The sequence below is a fragment of the Serinicoccus profundi genome (assembly GCF_008001015.1).
GTDB lineage: Bacteria > Actinomycetota > Actinomycetes > Actinomycetales > Dermatophilaceae > Ornithinicoccus > Ornithinicoccus profundi.
In genome coordinates this window covers 1,129,108-1,145,708 of the sequence record NZ_CP042862.1, presented here as the reverse complement: position 1 = coordinate 1,145,708, position 16,601 = coordinate 1,129,108, and the positions used below count along the sequence as shown (strand labels likewise).

14 protein-coding genes are annotated in these 16,601 nt (G+C 74.4%); 12 read left to right on the top strand and 2 right to left on the bottom strand.

Annotated elements, in window-relative coordinates:
- The 3 genes from FA582_RS05295 (at window position 1) to FA582_RS05285 (ending at window position 3,534) form a co-directional block, all read left to right on the top strand.
- Entirely contained in the window at window positions 1-630 is a 630-nt protein-coding gene (locus FA582_RS05295) for a hypothetical protein (protein ID WP_010146380.1), read from the top strand.
- A 679-nt stretch (window positions 631-1,309) separates the two neighbouring features.
- A complete protein-coding gene (locus tag FA582_RS17500) occupies window positions 1,310-2,332 on the top strand; it encodes an AAA family ATPase (RefSeq protein ID WP_338093016.1) in 1,023 nt (340 codons plus the stop codon).
- A complete protein-coding gene (locus FA582_RS05285; protein ID WP_147899757.1) occupies window positions 2,329-3,534 on the top strand; it encodes a hypothetical protein in 1,206 nt (401 codons plus the stop codon). Before FA582_RS17500 ends, FA582_RS05285 begins: the two co-directional genes overlap by 4 nt.
- Here FA582_RS05285 and FA582_RS05280 read toward each other — a convergent pair.
- Window positions 3,525-3,713, bottom strand: a complete 189-nt coding sequence (locus tag FA582_RS05280; RefSeq protein ID WP_147899756.1) for a hypothetical protein — start codon at window positions 3,711-3,713, stop codon at window positions 3,525-3,527. The genes FA582_RS05285 and FA582_RS05280 overlap by 10 nt on opposite strands.
- Before the next feature lie 215 nt (window positions 3,714-3,928).
- Here FA582_RS05280 and FA582_RS05275 point away from each other — a divergent pair, with 215 nt between their 5' ends.
- The 8 genes from FA582_RS05275 (at window position 3,929) to FA582_RS05240 (ending at window position 14,057) form a co-directional block, all read left to right on the top strand.
- Window positions 3,929-4,714 carry a hypothetical protein gene (locus tag FA582_RS05275; RefSeq protein WP_147899755.1) on the top strand — a complete coding sequence of 262 codons (786 nt, stop codon included), beginning with the start codon at window positions 3,929-3,931 and terminating at the stop codon, window positions 4,712-4,714.
- A complete protein-coding gene (locus FA582_RS05270; protein ID WP_141567469.1) occupies window positions 4,711-6,180 on the top strand; it encodes a hypothetical protein in 1,470 nt (489 codons plus the stop codon). Before FA582_RS05275 ends, FA582_RS05270 begins: the two co-directional genes overlap by 4 nt.
- Window positions 6,177-7,316, top strand: a complete 1,140-nt coding sequence (locus FA582_RS05265) for a hypothetical protein (RefSeq protein ID WP_010146373.1) — start codon at window positions 6,177-6,179, stop codon at window positions 7,314-7,316. Before FA582_RS05270 ends, FA582_RS05265 begins: the two co-directional genes overlap by 4 nt.
- Entirely contained in the window at window positions 7,313-9,604 is a 2,292-nt protein-coding gene (locus FA582_RS05260; protein ID WP_010146372.1) for a serine/threonine-protein kinase, read from the top strand. Before FA582_RS05265 ends, FA582_RS05260 begins: the two co-directional genes overlap by 4 nt.
- On the top strand, window positions 9,601-10,800 hold the full coding sequence (locus tag FA582_RS05255; RefSeq protein WP_147899754.1) for a PP2C family protein-serine/threonine phosphatase: 1,200 nt from the start codon (window positions 9,601-9,603) through the stop codon (window positions 10,798-10,800). Before FA582_RS05260 ends, FA582_RS05255 begins: the two co-directional genes overlap by 4 nt.
- A complete protein-coding gene (locus tag FA582_RS05250) occupies window positions 10,793-12,079 on the top strand; it encodes a VWA domain-containing protein (protein ID WP_010146370.1) in 1,287 nt (428 codons plus the stop codon). Before FA582_RS05255 ends, FA582_RS05250 begins: the two co-directional genes overlap by 8 nt.
- Window positions 12,079-13,095 (top strand): FHA domain-containing protein, encoded by a 1,017-nt coding sequence (locus FA582_RS05245; RefSeq protein ID WP_010146368.1) that lies wholly within the window; start codon window positions 12,079-12,081, stop codon window positions 13,093-13,095. Before FA582_RS05250 ends, FA582_RS05245 begins: the two co-directional genes overlap by 1 nt.
- Window positions 13,096-13,157: 62 nt before the next feature.
- A complete protein-coding gene (locus FA582_RS05240) occupies window positions 13,158-14,057 on the top strand; it encodes a hypothetical protein (RefSeq protein ID WP_010146367.1) in 900 nt (299 codons plus the stop codon).
- Here the strand turns inward: FA582_RS05240 and FA582_RS05235 are convergent.
- Window positions 14,009-14,509 (bottom strand): helix-turn-helix domain-containing protein, encoded by a 501-nt coding sequence (locus FA582_RS05235; protein WP_010146366.1) that lies wholly within the window; start codon window positions 14,507-14,509, stop codon window positions 14,009-14,011. The genes FA582_RS05240 and FA582_RS05235 overlap by 49 nt on opposite strands.
- A 142-nt stretch (window positions 14,510-14,651) precedes the next feature.
- Between FA582_RS05235 and FA582_RS05230 the strand changes: the two genes are divergently transcribed.
- On the top strand, window positions 14,652-16,577 hold the full coding sequence (locus tag FA582_RS05230) for a vWA domain-containing protein (protein WP_010146365.1): 1,926 nt from the start codon (window positions 14,652-14,654) through the stop codon (window positions 16,575-16,577).
- The last annotated feature ends 24 nt before the right edge of the window (window positions 16,578-16,601 follow it).

Here is a 16,601-nt window from a genome sequence, read left to right as displayed (position 1 = left end):
GTGGGCTTCTCCGACCTGCTGGACCGCATGCTCGGCCGGTCCGCCCCCGCGGACGACCGGCTGACGCTGCCCGCGCCGCCGACCGCCCAGGACGTGCAGGACGCGCTGGCCTCGACCGAGGAGCTGCTGGCCTCGACCGCACTCCCCTCGGTCGTCGTCGCCCGGGGCACCCGGGTCATCGACACCGCCCGCGACACCCTCCCCCGGCTGGAGAAGCTCAGCGGCAGCGACCTCGGCTACACCCTCGTCGCGACGGCCACCGACTACCTCCCCGAGGCGATCGGCGCCTACCAGCGCCTCCCCCGGAGGTATGCCGACACCCGCCCGGTCGACGGCGCCAAGACCTCGCTCATGGTGCTCGTGGACCAGCTCGACCTCCTCGGGCTGACGATGGACCGGGTCTTCGACGCGGTCTACCGCCAGGACGCCCGCGAGCTCGTCGCGCAGGGCCGCTTCATCGCCGAGAAGTTCGGCTCCTCCGGGAGCGGCGGCTCGCTGCGGGTCACCGACGCCGAGCACGCGCCGGTGCCGTCCGCGCCGTCGCAGACCCCCACGGCGGCCGACGGCGACGACGCCCCGCAGTCCGGTGCCGTCACCCCGCTGGCACCCCCGACCGGAGGGGCACGATGAGCCAGGTGACCGAGGCCGTCGACCTGCTCGCCCGGGTCGGCCGCGAGGCCGGCCTCGACGAGCGCGCCGCACGGACCGAGGGCCAGGTCATCGCAGCCTCCGTCCTCGAGCAGCCGGGACCGAGCAGCGCGCACACCGTGTGGGCCGACGCCTTCGACCTGCCGGCCAGCGACTTCTTCGGCGCGGTGCCCAAGGGTCGGCGCTACGCCTCGATCCCCACGCCGCTGCTCTCGGTGCTCGTCGCCGAGCGCAGCCCCCGTGCGGCGGGCTACGCCCAGGCCCTCGCCGACGTCGCCACCGCGACCTGCTCCCTGCCCCAGGCCGGGCAGCTCAGCGTCGGCAAGGCCACGTCGGTGGCTCGGCGCAGCTGGCCGCCGCCGGCGTCGCGGCCTCGCACGGACCCGGCACCGCCACGGCCGGACTCACCCCGCCCGCCGCCGGACCCGGCTCTGCGGGCAGCGGCGCGGGGGCGCCGGACCCGGGCGCACTGCATACCTGGTCCAGCGAGCTGTTGCGCCGCGCGCAGGAGCAGTCCACGCGCCTCGGCGAGCTCCTGGGGCAACCATCTGCGACGCCCGGTGGGGTCCCAGGGCAACCATCTGCGACGCCCGGTGGGGTCCCAGAGCAACCATCTGCGACGCCCGGTGGGGAGTCGGCCGGGCAGGACCCGAAGATCGCCGTGCAACCCCCGCCCGCGAGCGAGGAGACCACCGAGGAGCCGGAGGAGAGCGAGCCGGAGCGGTCGGTCGAGGAGCTGCTCGCCGAGCTCGACCAGCTCATCGGCCTGGAGCGGGTCAAGGCCGAGATCCACCGCCAGGTCGCGGTGCTCAAGATGGACGCCCGTCGGCAGGAGGCCGGGCTCAAGGTCGCCACCCTCACCCGGCACCTCGTCTTCGTCGGCAACCCGGGCACCGGCAAGACGACCGTGGCCCGACTGGTCGGCGGGATCTACCGCGCGCTCGGGCTGCTGAGCAAGGGCCAGCTCGTCGAGGTGGACCGCAGCGAGCTCGTCGCGGGCTACCTCGGCCAGACCGCCGCCAAGACCGCTGAGGTCGTGGGCAGCGCGCACGGCGGGGTGATCTTCATCGACGAGGCCTACAGCCTGGGCGGCGATCAGTACGGCAAGGAGGCCATCGACACCCTCGTCAAGGAGATGGAGGACCACCGGGAGGACCTCGTCGTCATCGTCGCCGGCTACCCGGACCCCATGGACGACTTCATCGCGACCAACCCGGGCCTCGAGAGCCGGTTCCGCACCATCATCGACTTCGCCGACTACACCGACGACGAGCTCACCGCGATCCTGCGCCACCTGGCCGCGCAGATGGACTACGACCTCAGCGAGCCGGCGCTCGAACGCTTCGCCGAGATCCTCGCCGCCACCCCGCGCGGCAGCAGCTTCGGCAACGGCCGCTTCGCCCGCAACCTGCTGGAGGCGGCGATCGGTCGGCACGCCTGGCGGCTGCGGGACGTCGACGGCGCCACCGTCGAGGACCTTCGCACCCTGCAGCGCGAGGACTTCGAGGACCGTGACGCCGTCGACCTGTCCACCGCCGACGAGACCGCCGACGGCCCTGCGGCGTCCGATGAAACCCAGGACCCAGGCGCCTCCGGCGCCCCGAGCGAGCACGACCTCGCCGACCCGGGGCACGACCAGGGCTGCGACGCCGACCCGCGTCCGCGGCCGGAGGACGAGGCGTGAGCACCCCGGCCGGCGACGGCACCGCAGCCCGAGCGACCGCGTCGACACCGTCGACCCAGGCCGCCGCCTCGCCGTCGACCACGCCCGACGGGCAGACACCAGGGCAGCCGACCACCCAGAGCACGCCTCCCGCCCCGGCACCGCAGCAGCGCGCCTCGGTGCGCCGCCCGGCGCCCTCGAGCACTCCGCGGCTGCTGCGGCTCGCCCGTGCCGGGGCGGCCGCCGCGGCGCTGCTCACCGGGATCGTCGCGACCGGCACCTTCTCCACCGACGGCCTCAACGCGACCCCCAACGTCATCGCCGGGGAGTGGGCCGCCGCCGAGCAGGCGCGGGTCGACATCCCCCGCGCCGACCTCCTCGCCGCCGAACGCCTCACCGGAGGTCCCGACGGCACGGACCTGGAGGCCTACGACGAGGTCGTCAGGGCCGTGACCGTCGGTCTGAGCCGCATGGGCGACGGCGCTGGGGTGGCAGCCGGCGATTGGAGCACGTTCGTCACCGGTGTCGAGCGCTCTGCGGCCGAGTCGTCGACCTCGGGGTATGCCGAGGCCTCCGCCGCGGCGGTGTCGGCGACCGAGCAGGTGGCCGCCGTGGCCGACGAGCACGCCGCCGACCTCCTCACCGGGTCCAGGTCGACCCTCACCACGGTCGTGGGCACGCTCGGCGTCCTCGTCCTCGTCGGCATCATGGTCTGGCTCGCGCTGCGGACGCGCCGCATCGTCAACATCCCGCTGGTTGTCGCGACGCTCATCACCGGTGGCCTGACCTGGATCTCGGTGAACCCGGGTGCCCTGCCGCTGGACTACGACCAGTACGTCCAGGACACCCGTGCCTCGACGCGGGCGCTGCAGGAGGTCTACCAGGCCCGCACCGCCCAGGTGTCGGCGCAGGCCGGCCTGAGCGTCGACGATCAGGGTGAGGTCGAGGAGGCCACCGACGCGATCGCCCGCCTCGACCTGGCCGAGGTGGACCAGGCGTGGGGAGAGGCGACCGACGGTGAGGGAGCAGACGACCAGCGTGACGCGGCCTACGACCGTGTGGAGACCGCGCTGGCTGCCGAGGTCCGCGAGGACCTGGGCCAGGTGCGCCCGGGCGTGAGCTCGCCGGCCGTCCTCACCGCGGCCGGGGCCCTGCTCCTGGGCCTCGTCGCCGCCGGGCTGGCCTGGGCCGGCGTCACTCAACGGCTGCGGGACTACCGATGAGCCGCCGCGAGCGTCGGGAGCCCGACCTGCCCCCGATGCCGGTCATCGGCGAGGACCGACCGGACGTCGAGGACACCACGGTCGAGGAGCTGCGTCGCCAGCAGGAGGAGTCCCGCGCCCAGCTCGCCCGGAGGCAGGCAGATCTGGACCGGATCGAGCGCCGACTCGTGCAGCGCCACGGACGCTCCACGGTGGAACGCGAGCTGGACCTGCAGCAGGAGCAGCGGGCCCGACGCTCGCGAGGCGGGCTGCGGGGCTCGGTGGCAGGCTTCTGGGCTGCGCTGGCGGCGATCGGCCTGCTCGTGGCCGGCACGATCACCGCTGGGACCGACCAGGATGCGCCGGGGTGGGCCGAGATCGGGCGCACCGACGCGGCGCGGGTCGCCTGGCTCGGGTGGCCGTGGCCGCCGACCAGGCGTGGGCGCTCACGGAGGCAGGTGACACGGCGACGCCCCGCGACGGCGGGCCGGCCGACCCGGTCGCGCAGGCCCAGGAGGCCGGTGCCCTCGCCGGGGACTACGCCGATCAGCAGCAGGTCTTCTCCGCGACGGCCGACGGCCTGGGCGCAGCGCCCGGCTCCGCGCGGGCTGCGAGCGCCTGGAGCACCGTCCACGCCACCGCTCTCGGCGTGGTCGACCCGGGGCAGGTCAGCGACGAGTTCCACGAGCACGTGCGACAGGGCAGCGTCCCCATGGTGCTCGTGACGCTCGGGGCCCTCGCCGTGCTCGCCGTGCTCGTCCTGGCGCTGCGTCTGCGGGCCTGGTGGCAGGCCGGTGCCCTCGCCCTCGCCCTGGCCCTGGCCGGGCTCACCGTCATCCGTGTCGACGGTGAGGCACCGGGCGCCTACTGGGAGGACGCGCGCGAGCACCGGGCGGCCCAGCAGGAGATCACCGCGATCGTCGACGAGCTGCACACCGATCTCTCCCAGCACCTCGACAGCGACCCCGGGGCCGATGGCGCCGCTGCGCAGGACCGTGCCGAGGAGGGGGTCCGGCTGGCGGAGGAGGGGCGCTCGCGCTTCGATGCCACCGCCGCGCACGTGCAGGAGGAGCGCGAGCTCATGCTCGAGCGTCTCGAGACCTCGGTGGGCCCTTCGGCCGGCACCGCCGCCACCGGGCTCCTGGGCGCAGCGCTCGTCGGTGCCGCGCTGGCCCTCCCCGCGAGAGGAAAGACGTCATGAGCGATTCTCGTCGGCGCTCCGACCCGGACGACCCCCCACCCATGCTCGTGCTCGGTGAGGACCGCCCGGACCTCGAGGACACCACCGCCGAGCAGCTGCGGGAGCAGCAGGCCGAGCTGGAGCGGCAGCGCGCCGAGCTGGCCGAGCAGGCGGCCCGCGAGAGGGACCGCGCCCAGGAGCAGCTCGCCTCCGAGCGCCGACGCGCCCAACGGGAGCTGGCCACGCGCCAGCGGGAGATCGACGACGCGGAGAGACGACTGGTCCGCACCGAGCGGCGCCTGCGCAGGGAGGCCGCGCGCACCGGCCACGGCGACGTGCCCGAGGTCTCGAGCCGGCTGAGCCGGTCGCGGCGCACCGACAACGCCCTGCTCAAGGGGGCCCGCCACGAGGGCGCCGGACGCGGTCGTGGCCGCGTGGCCACCACCCTCGCCGTGCTGGCCGCCCTCACCCTGGGGCTGGGCACCCTGCTCTCGAGCGACCGGGCCGACACGGAGCAGGTGCAGGAGCTCGCCGTCCTCGACACCGCCCGGGCCGACCTGCGTGAGGCGATCACGGTGCTCGACACCGAGCTGGTCCGGCACGCCACCGGCGACCCGGTGCCCCTGGACGCCGACGGCGACCTGCCGAGCGTGAGCCTCGCCGAGGACGCGATGGACCGGGCGGGGGTGCGCACCACCAGCTCCGACACCGAGGCCTTCAGCTCCCTCAACGCCGCGCTCTCCAGCGACGAGGGCAGCCCGGTGCGCGCGGCGACGACCTGGCAGGAGGACCGCCGCGAGTTCGCCTACGTCGTCGCCAGCTGGGACGTCGAGGACCAGATCGAGGCGCTGTCGCCCGGCTCGGGGTGGGGCACGACCTTGCTGTGGGTGGGCGCGGCACTGCTGGTGCTCACCGCCGTCGTCCTCCTGCGCGGCGGATCACGACTGGCGGCGGGCTTCGTGGCCCTCGCCGCCCTGTCCTCCGCCCTCCTCATCACGCAGGACCCGCGCCTGCACGGGTGGGCGGACAGCGTGGTGGCCCACGACGAGGCCACCGAGCGACCCGAGGACCTGCAGGACGTCGTCGAGCAGGACCTGTCGGTGCTGGTCGGCCTGCGCTCCCTGGACGCCTACGAGCTCGAGGACGACGAGTACGGCTACTGGAACCGTGACTACTATCTCGACGAGGTCTCCGACCCCGACGGCACCGTGGCCGACGCCCGCCTCACCCTGGGCCGGACGCTCGCCGACGACGGCGCCGGAGAGGAGGAGGTGCGTGCCGCCGCCCTGGAGCTCGTCTCGGCCGCCGACGCGGCCCGGCTCCCCCTGGAGGACGCCGCGGTCGCGGCGCGCGACGACGTGGTGGCGCGGGCGACGGCCGACCCACCCCGCGGTCAGATCGCCCTGGGCCTGGGGCTCGTCCTGCTCCTGCCCGTCGCGGGCCTGGCCCTCGACGCCAGGACCCGGGCGCGGGAGGAGAAGGAGTGAGCAGCACGTCCACGATGGCGCCCACGGCTCCGGGCAGCCTGGGCTCCGACGTCCCCGACACCGAGCTGCTGGCCTACCTCGACGCCATGCTCCGGTGGAAGGACCGGCGCCGCACCGAGCTGGCGTCCTTGGACGAGGCTGCCCTGGCCGTCGACGACGCCGACGACCGGGCCGCGATCACCCCGGACGTCACGCTGTCGATGACCCTGTGGCAGGCGGTGTCCGACCGGTTGGCGCTCATCCAGGCGACGTGGGACAGCGGCCGGGTCGGGGAGCAGGAGCGGCGCCGGATCACCACCCTGGTCTGGGGCAGCCTGGAGCAGCCCGGGACCCGCGGCGGCCAGTCGCTGGCCGTGTCGCTGCCGGAGGCGTGCCGGCTGTCGGACTCCCTCGCCTCCTCCTTGCGCTCCCGCCTGCGCCTCGACGGCGCCGACCCCGACCTGGCGGGACGTCTGCGCTCCCTGCGCCAGCAGGTCGAGCGGATCGCCGACCAGGTGGCGCTCATCCCCGGCTCCCGGTCCGGGTCCGCCGCCACGGCCCACCGCGCCCTCGACGAACGGCTCAGCGACGTCACCGAGCGGGCAGCGCGGGGGGCCGACGTCGGCGGGCTCCTCGGTCCGCTGGAGTCGCAGGCCGCGACCATCGAGCGGGACCTCATCGTCGCGGCCTCGGCGCGGGCTCACGCCAAGGCCGACCACGCCCAGGCCAGCCGCGAGGTCGCCGAGCTCGCCGCCCGCGGCGAGGCGGTCCGCGCCCTCGCCCTCCGGGCCCGCGCCAGCGTCTCCCCCGCACCACGCCTCGGGATCCCCGACGTCGCCGCCCTCGGCCCGGTGCCCGGCGACCCGGCGGGACTCACGGCATACCGTGAACGGCTGGAGCGGGTCGAGCGGGCCCTGACGATCGCCCAGGGCGAGTATGCCGCCGCCCTCACCCGCCTCGAGGACCTCACCGAGCGTGCCGCGCGCGTCCGGCGCTCGCTCACCGAGGGCGGGGCGGGCGACCCGGAGCCAGCCATCCTCGCGCTGGCCGACCAGACCGACGGCCTGCTGGCCGCCCGACCGACCGATCTCACCCGGCTGGAGGCCCTCGTGCAGGCCCAGGAGAGTTTTGCCACGGCGATGGGAGGACGCTCATGACCGCCTGTCAGGAGCCGGGGTGCACCGGCAGCTACGAGGACGGCTGGTGCAACGTCTGCGGCGCGCCCGAGCCGCGGCAGGCGCCGATCGAGGCGACGCCGGTGCGTCCGCAGCCCGCGGCCGACCCCGGGCGTGGCACGGGTGACGCGGCGGCGTCAGGGCGAGGCGCCACCACGGGGGCCGATGGCGCCGACCCGGCGCAGGGATCCGTCCAGGTCGTGGCCACCCCGGCCCCCGGGCAGACCCAGCAGGCGGTCAGCGCGGCCCGCGTGCGTCGTCGACGGGCCGGGGCGGCCGGTCGACGTTCCCGCCTGGGCCTCGGGCTGACCGACGTGCCCGACGTGCCGGTCACCGACCCGACCGAGAAGCTCATGGTCGACCCGCGGGTCCCCGAGGACCGGCGCACGTGCCCGGTCTGCGGTGCCGACGTCGGTCGCGGCGCCGGGCAGGAGGAGGGCCGCCAGCAGGGTTTCTGCCCGCAGTGCCGCGCGCCCTACTCCTTCACCCCCAAGCTGCAGCCGGGCGAGCTCGTCGCGGGGCAGTACGAGAACGTCGGGGCGCTCGCGCACGGCGGGATGGGCTGGATCTACCTCGGGCGCGACAAGAACGTCTCGGACCGTTTCGTCGTGCTCAAGGGCCTGCTCAACACCGGCGACGAGGACGCCCTGGACGCCGCGGTCGCCGAGCAGCAGTTCCTCGCCCAGGTCAAGCACCCGCTCATCGTCGAGATCTACAACACCGTCCAGCACGACGAGGACGCCTACACCGTCATGGAGCACGTCGGCGGCCGCTCGCTCAAGCAGCTGCTGCAGGACCGGATGGCGCAGGCCGGGCGCTACACCCCCTTCCCCGTCGACCAGGCCCTCGCCTACGTCATCGAGGCGCTGCCGGCCTTCACCCACCTGCACGACCTCGGTCTGCTCTACTGCGACTTCAAGCCGGACAACCTCATCCACGAGGGCGACGGCATCAAGCTCATCGACCTCGGCGGGGTGCGCCGCCAGGACGACCTGGACTCCCCCATCTACGGCACCGTCGGCTACCAGGCTCCCGAGGTCGCCGAGGTCGGACCGTCGGTCGCCTCCGACATCTACACGATCGGGCGCACCCTGTGCGTCCTGACCTTCGAGTTCCGCGGCTACCAGAGCGAGTACGTCCACTCCCTGCCGCCGATGTCGAGGGTCCCCGCCTTCACCGAGCACGACGCGTTCTACCGCGTCGTCGCACGCTGCTGCGCCCCGGACCCCAACGACCGCTTCCTCTCCGTGGAGGAGCTGCGCAGCCAGCTCATCGGGGTGCTGCGCCAGGTCGTCGCCGCCAGCGGCGCCGACCGACCCGCCACCCTCTCGGCGCACAGCCCCGCCTTCGAGCCACCAGTCACGACCGGGGAGACGTTGTCGTGGTGGGAGCTGCCCGAGCTCAAGCGGGACGACACCGACCCGATGCTCGACTGGATCGCGGGGCAGTCGAGCAACGACCCGCAGGCGACCTTCGGGGCGCTGCGCAAGGCCCCCGAGGAGACGCCCGAGGTCTTCCTCGCCCGGGCCCGCGCGGGGATCCGCATCGGCCAGGCCACGTGGGTCGAGGACGCCGTCCGCGGGCTGCTCGCGCTGGACCCGTGGGACTGGCGCGGGTCGTGGATGCGCGGCCTGTGGGCGCTGTCCCAGGCCGAGGGCGATGACGTGCGGGAGCGGGCCCAGGAGGCGGGCGGCTACTTCGCAGCGGTGCGTGATGCCCTCCCCGGCGAGATCGCCCCGCGGATGGCGCTCGCGCTCGCGACCGAGCTGGCCGGCTACGACCAGGCCGCCGAGCTCGACTACGAGCGGGCGTGGCGGACCGACGCCGCGTATGTCGCACCCGCCGCGTTCGGTCTGCACCGGGTGCGCCTCCAACGCGGCGACGTCGACGGGGCGATCACCGCCCTGGACTCGGTGCCCGCGAGCAGCCGGGCCCATCCCCGGGCGCGGTGGTTGCGGGCCGAGCTGCTGCGTCGTCGCGGCGGTCTGGCCGACCTGCGGGAGTCGATGAACTCGGTCCACCGGCTCACCCTCGACCCCCGCCAGCGGGCGCAGTTCAACGCCGTGGTCTTCGAGCAGGCCCTCGCCACGGTCACCGAGCACGGCCCGAAGCCGGACTGGCAGGTGGGCGAGGTCACCCTCACCCGCGACGCCCTGCAACGCGCCCTGGAGCAGGAGTACCGCGTCCTCGCCGACTACACCCCCGACCCGCAGGAGCGGGCCGGGCTCATCGACCGCGCCAACGCGGTCCGTCCCTGGAGCTGGACATGAGCGACCCGACCCCCGACACGATGCCGGACGAGCCGACGGCACGCATCCCTGCGCCGTCCCGCTCCGCGACGGAGCAGCCGCTCCAGCCGCCCGACGAGCCGCAGCCCCTCCAGCCGCCCGACGAGCCGCAGCCCCTCCAGCCACCGGACGAGCCGCAGCCGCTCCAGCCACCGGAGGAGCCGCAGCCCGAGTCGGCCCCCGTGGAGCCCGAGGAGGAGCCCGCGCCGTTCAGTGGTGGCCCACCGCCGCTGCCCGAGCCGATGCTCGTGCTGGACGGTGACCTTCCCCCCGCCGACGTGGCACCGCAGCAGGAGCAGGTCGACCACGGCACCTGCACCTCCTGCGGCGGCGCCTACGACGAGGAGGGCTGGTGCACGCAGTGCGGCGAGCGACGCGCGGACCCCCGTCATCACGTCACCGCGGCCCCCTCGTCGGCCGTGGCAGGGGTCTGCGACCGGGGGCGCCGGCACCGCGACAACGAGGACGCCATGGCGTTGTGGGCCGACGACGCCGAGCCCGACCGGGCCGTCCTCGTGGTCTGCGACGGCGTGTCCAGCGCGCCCCGGTCGGCGGAGGCGAGCCTGGCGGCCGCGCAGGCTGCACTGGAGGTGCTCGTCGGGGACGGCGACCCGCAGGAGCGGCACGAGCGCGCCGCGGAGGCTGCCGCCGACGCAGTGATCGAGGTCGCGGCCGCCCATCCCGGCGAGTCACCGTCGTGCACCTACGTCAGCGCGGTCGTCCACCAGGGTCGGGCGAGCGTGGCCTCGATCGGCGACAGCCGGGCCTACTGGCTGCCCGACGACAGCGAGCCGCTGCGGCTGACCAGTGACGACTCCATGGCCGAGGAGCAGGTCCAGGCGGGGATCTCCCGCGCCGAGGCCGAGGCCGGCCCGCTGGGCCACACCATCACCCGGTGGCTGGGCCCCGACGCCCCCGACCACCGGCCCGCGACCGTGGAGCACGACGTCTCCTCCCCCGGGTGGTTGATGCTGTGCAGCGACGGGCTGTGGAACTACGCCTCCGAGCCGACCGATCTCGCTGCGGTCGTGCGCGCCGTCGCTGGACGGACCGGCGACTCCCCCGGTGAGCTCGCCCAGGGCCTCGTGGACTGGGCCAACGAGCAGGGCGGGGCCGACAACATCACGGTCGCCCTCGCCCGCTGCGGCGCGGCGAGGCAGGATGGTCGGCATGGCTGAGTTCACCTCGACCGTCCACCAGAACGAGTTCCTCCCCGATGGCGGCACCGACGTGCACGCCATCGTCTCGCTCACCTGCTCGGGCGCCGGCGAGGTCGCGCCGTGGAGCGCGTCCGGCGGGGAGGCCGGCGAGGTCATCATCGTCGACGTCTCCGGCTCGATGGACGTGCAAGGGGTGCAGGCGGCGGCGTATGCCGCGTCCGCGGCCCTCGACCAGATCGTCGACGGCGTGTGGTTCGCGATCGTGGCGGGCAACCACGAGGCGGCCCTGTGCTACCCCACCGGCACGACGGCGACGATGGCCCGGATGTCGCCGCAGACCCGGCTGGAGGCCAAGCGGTCGCTGCAGCGGCTCGTGCCCGGCGGTGGCACGGCCATGGGGCGGTGGCTCCTCGCCGCCGGCCAGCTCTTCGCGACGGTCCCCTCGCTGACCAAGCGGCACGCCATCCTGCTCACCGACGGGGCCAACCAGCACGAGACACCGCAGGAGCTCAGCTGGGCGCTCGACCAGGTGCGCGGCCGTTTCCAGGCCGACTGCCGAGGGCTCGGTGCTGCCTGGCAGGTCGCGGAGGTGCGCCGGATCGCCGAGGCGCTGCTCGGCAGCGTCGACCTCATCCGCACCTGGGACGGCCTGAGCGAGGACTTCGCCGCGCTCATGGCCTCCTCCATGGGCAAGGGCGTCAGCGACGCCCAGCTGCGCGTGTGGGCGCCGCAGGGAGCCGAGGTGCTCTTCGTCAAGCAGGTCAGCCCGACGCTGGAGGACCTCTCCGGGCGACGCGTCGAGGTCAACGCCCTCACCGGCGGCTACGACACCGGTGCCTGGGGCGATGAGACCCGCGACTACCACGTGGCGGTGCGGCTCGCGCCCAAGGCGGTCGGCCAAGAGCAGCTCGCCTCGCGGGTGCAGCTCGTCGTGGGCGAGGAGGTGCGCGCCCAGGGTCTCGTCAAGGCCGCGTGGTCCTCCGACGACGTGCTCACCGCGCAGATCAGCCCCGAGGTGGCGCACTACACCGGGCAGACCGAGCTGGCCTCGGCGATCCAGGAGGGCCTGCGCGCCAAGGCGATGGGCGACGACATGACCGCGACGTCCCGCCTCGGCCGGGCGGTGCAGCTGGCCCGGGAGACCGGGGACGACGCGGCCACCTCGCGGCTGTCCCGCGTGGTCGACATCGACGACGCCGCGACCGGCCGGGTGCGGCTGCGCAGCAACGTCGACAAGCTGGACGAGATGGAGCTCGACACCGCCTCGACCAAGACGACCCGGGTCCGGCCCTCCTGATGGCGCGGTGCCCCGAGGGCCACGAGAGCGAGGCCACCGACTACTGCGACATTTGCGGCTCGCCGATCGGCGCTTCGTCGGCGGGTTCGGCCGGCCCGCACCCTGCGGCCGCCGCCTCCGGTGCCCCGGGCCCGGGCAGCGGATCGGTGCTCGAGCTCGATGAGCCGGTGAGGCCGACCCAGACGTGCCCGCACTGCAGCGGCGTCAACGTCGCGGACGCGCTCTTCTGCGAGGCGTGCGGATACGACTTCACCACCGGGGCCGCCCCGCTGGGCGACGAGCCGGCCTCCCCGCCCGTGCCTGAGCCGGCTGACGATGCTGCCGAGGTCGAGGAGGCTCCCCCACCCGAGGAGGCGCCGGCGGACGAGGGCTCGGAGGAGATTCCCGAGCCGACGCCCGAGCCCGAGGCCACGCCGCGTCCGGAGCCGGCCTCGGAGCCTGAGCCCACGCCGGCGCCTGCGCCTGCGCCGGAGTCGCCGCCTGAGCGGGAGCCGACGGCACCGGAGCCCGAGCCCGAGGTCGCGGCGGCCCCGGACACGCCCCAGCCGGAGGCGGTCGCGCACGCCCGGCCACGGCATACCCCTCCCTCCCGCGACCTCGCCGACACCTGGGTCGTGGAGATCTGGGTCGACCCCGACTGGTATGCCGTCCAGCAGACCGCGGAGGCGTGCCCCAGCGCCGGAGTGCCCGACATCGTGGTCGTGCGGCGCAGCGTCGTCACGGTCGGTCGCCCCTCCGGCAGCCTCGGCGTGCGGCCCGAGATCGACGCAGGTGCCGACAGCGCGGTGTCCCGTCGGCACGCCCAGCTCACCAGCGACGGCAGCCGCTGGTGGATCGAGGATCTCGACAGCAGCAACGGCACCTACGTCGGCGTCGTCGGGGAGCCGTTGCCGACGCAGGCCCTGACGCCGGGGCAACGGGTGGAGATCGATCGCGACGACCGCATCTACGTCGGTGCCTGGACGAGGCTGGTGCTGCGGCAGGCGACGGCGGCCGAGCAGGCGGGGCAGGGCTGAGGTGGGAGCGACGGCGCGCCGTACCCGGCGTCAGGTCCGTCGCTGCACCTAGAGTCGTCCCCATGCCCACCGACGACCCGGCCCCGACGACCCGCAGCAGCCGTGCCCGGCTGCGCCGCTCCGGCCGTCACCTGGTGCGCCTGGGTGGGCTCCTGGCCATCGTCTCGCTCGTCGTCACCCTCGTCGGCGGATGGGCGACGCGCTCCTTGCTCGACCACCTCCAGACCAACTCCGCCGAGCTGCTCGACGGCACCGCCACGGTGTCGCTGACCGAGGGGACGGAGCGCACGCTCTACGTCACGGGTGGGCTCATCGCCCCCGGCGAGATCGTGCCCACGCCGGTCGAGCAGATCAGCTGCACCATCACCGGGCCGGGGGGCGAGCTGCCCTTCAGCACGCTCGCGGACGAGGGCCGCCGGGTCGGGATCGACACCGCGCTGGCCCGCTTCCAGGTCGTCGGTCACTTCCAGGCCACGGACACCGGCGAGCACCAGATCGACTGCGACGGCCTCGGTGTCGTCGTGGCACCAGAGGTCGCTCCCGCGGGCGCCCTGCTGCGCCTCGGCGCGCTGGCGCTGGGCACCCTCGGCTCCTTCGTCGGGCTGTCGATGCTGCTCATCGGCGCGGTCCTGCTCCTGCTCATCCGTGCGCCCGAGGACGGCGAGGACCCCGACGAGATCGTCGACGACGCTCCCCCGCTCGAGGGCGCGGACGAGTGGTGGGAGGACGAGGCCGGCGAGCACGGCCACGCCGGTGAGCCCGGCAGACCCGGCACCGGGGCGAGCCCCGCCGGCGGCGCGGTGGCGACCGGGGTGGTCGCCGGCGAGCCCGGCGAGGACGACTTCGTCGAGCTCACCGACGAGGAGCTCGCAGCGCTCTCCGAGGAGGAGATCGCCGAGCTCGTGGCCTCGGGTCAGCTGGTCTTCGTGGACGACGACGAGGACGACTCGCCCAGGCCGTAGTCGCGCAGCACCCGCGCCAGCGCGGGGTGCTCCGGCTCCAGCAGGTCGGCCGCCGCAGCGATCTCCTGCTGCGCAGCCGCCTCGCCCAGGATCCTGCGCACCGCCTGCGCGTCGTCGGCCGAGGGCAGGTCGTGCCGTGTCCTCGTCCAGGACCCGGTCGACTCCCGCACCCGCTCCAACTGCTCAGGTATGCCCTCGGCCGGCACCTCACCCGCGCGCACCTGGTCGAGCAGCTCCAGGACCTCGGCGAGGCGGCGCTGCACGACGGGGTTGCCGATCTTGGCCCGCTTGCCCGAGCCGAGCTGGCTGAGCATCGGCGGTGACATCCCGAGGGTGCGCGCCAGCTGGGCCTGCGACAGGCCCAGCCCCGCAGTCAGCCGCGCGACGACGTCGGCCAGCGGCTCGCCATACAGCTCGACCTGCGCCGCGACCGTGCGCTCGACCTCCGACATGTGGCCATCCTCTCCTGCTCCGAGACCTCCCCACCTTAGGCTCGGGACGTGCCGATCGGGCTGCGGCCACGCCGGTTGACTTTGCAATCGTGAACGTTTACTTTTGCTAACGCACTCGTCCGCACCGACCAGGGGCGACATCGTGACCAGGATCCGCCGCACCTTCATCGCCGCCGCGACGGCGGTGCTGCTCACGCCCGGCGTGGCCACCGCGTCGACGACCGACACGGGCGAGGACGCCCAGCTCCTGCTGCTGCTCGACTCCTCGGGCTCGATGGAGGACCCGGACGCCGAGGGTGCCCCCAAGATCGACGCCGCGACGGCCGCCGTGTCGAGCCTCGTCGACGGCCTCAACCCCGATCAGCGGGTGGGCGTGCGCCTCTTCGGCGGCGCGGTCCCGCTGGACCAGCCGCGGGAGGACAAGTGCACCGACAGCGAGCTGGTGGTGCCGATCGGCTCGGACAACACCGACGCCCTGCGGGCCGCGGTGGAGGGCTACGAGCCGCTGGGTGAGACCCCCATCGCGTATGCCCTCCAGCAGGCTGCGGACGATCTGGGACCGGACGGCAACCGGACGATCCTGCTGGTCAGTGACGGGCTGGCGACCTGCGACCCGGACCCGTGCGAGGTCGCCGAGGAGCTCAGCGCCGACGGCTTCGACCTGGTCGTGCACACGGTCGGCCTGGGCGTGGACGAGGAGACGCGCAGCCAGCTGCGGTGCATGGCGGAGGCCGCCGGCGGCACCTACTACGACGCCGACGACACCGAGAGCCTGACCACCGCCCTCACCCGGATCTCCACGCGGGCCTTCCGTCCCTTCCAGCTGTCGGGCGAGCCGGTGCAGGGCACCGAGACCGCCATCGACGCCCCCGTCATCGCGCCTGGGCAGTACCTCGACGAGCTCTCCCGCGAGCAGGACACCTATCTCGTGGAGCGATCCAGCCCCGGGACGAGCCTGCACATCGGGGCGACGATGCGGCCGACGGAGGGTGCTGGGCTCTCCGCCTTCGACGTGACGTTGGAGACGCTGGACGGCGAGGCATGCGACTTCAGCACCGCCCGCGCGTGGGGTAACGCTGGTCGCAACAGCTTCGGCACCACCGACGTCACCGGCTTCGCGGATCACGACGACCCCGCCGACCCGTGCGGGACCGACCCGCAGCTCGTGCTGTCCATCCGCCAGCAGCAGCAGTCCACCCTCGAGGGCTTCCCGGTCGAGCTCTGGGTGAGCGAGGAGCCCGCGGCCTCCGGCACCGACGCACTACCGGACGACCAGCGATATGCGCAGTGGCAGGACACGAGGATCGGCCGGCCCACGGCCGAGGTGGTCGGCGGCACCTCACTCAACGACGCTCCCACGATCGAGCCCGGGACGACCTACACCGGTGAGATCGTGCCCGGCGAGGTGCTCACCTTCGCGGTGCCCGTCGACTGGGGCCAGCACATCGAGGCCGTGGTCGACTTCCCGGCACCCGAGGACGGGGTGCCCGAGCAGCTCGGCAGCCTGCCCGTCGCCGAGGTGGGGGTGGTCGGACCCGACCGGGGCGATGCCTCCAACATCCTCAGTCAACCTGACGGATACCCCACCAGCGTCAGAATGGCGCCCAACGACCCCACCACCGTCGCGACGATCTCCTACGAGGTCGAGTGGAACAACCGGGACTGGGGCAATCCGGCAGCGGCCGACCGGGCCGGCGACTACGTCGTCACGCTGAGCCTCACCTCCGACGAGGCCACTGCCGAGTCCCTGCCCTTCCCGTTCAGCCTCGTCGTCGAGACCCCGGGCGAGGTGACGGGGGCTCCCACCTACCTCGAGCCGGGCGAGGCGGCGCCCGTTGCCGACGGGGAGGCGGGTCAGGCGCCACCCACCGCGGCGGACGGGGAGGTGGCCACCCAGACCCCCGCCGATGCACCGTCCGCCTCGCCGGAAGCCGCCGCCGGGGAAGGGGAGGACACGTCCGGCGACGGCGGGCTGCTCACCCTCATCTGGGTGCTGGCCGGAGCCGGGCTCGTGGTCGCCCTGGTCGGAGCCTTCCTCATGGTGCGGGCGCGCCGCGCGAGCGTCTGACCGCAGAGCGCGCCCCGCGCTCAC

Coding starts and splice junctions, on each gene's coding strand:
- FA582_RS05270 (WP_141567469.1), top strand. CDS start 4,711: ATGAGCGATTCTCGTCGGCGCTCCGACCCGGACGACCCCCCACCCATG.
- FA582_RS05255 (WP_147899754.1), top strand. CDS start 9,601: ATGAGCGACCCGACCCCCGACACGATGCCGGACGAGCCGACGGCACGC.
- FA582_RS05240 (WP_010146367.1), top strand. CDS start 13,158: ATGCCCACCGACGACCCGGCCCCGACGACCCGCAGCAGCCGTGCCCGG.
- FA582_RS05235 (WP_010146366.1), bottom strand. CDS start 14,509: ATGTCGGAGGTCGAGCGCACGGTCGCGGCGCAGGTCGAGCTGTATGGC.
- FA582_RS05260 (WP_010146372.1), top strand. CDS start 7,313: ATGACCGCCTGTCAGGAGCCGGGGTGCACCGGCAGCTACGAGGACGGC.
- FA582_RS05245 (WP_010146368.1), top strand. CDS start 12,079: ATGGCGCGGTGCCCCGAGGGCCACGAGAGCGAGGCCACCGACTACTGC.
- FA582_RS05250 (WP_010146370.1), top strand. CDS start 10,793: ATGGCTGAGTTCACCTCGACCGTCCACCAGAACGAGTTCCTCCCCGAT.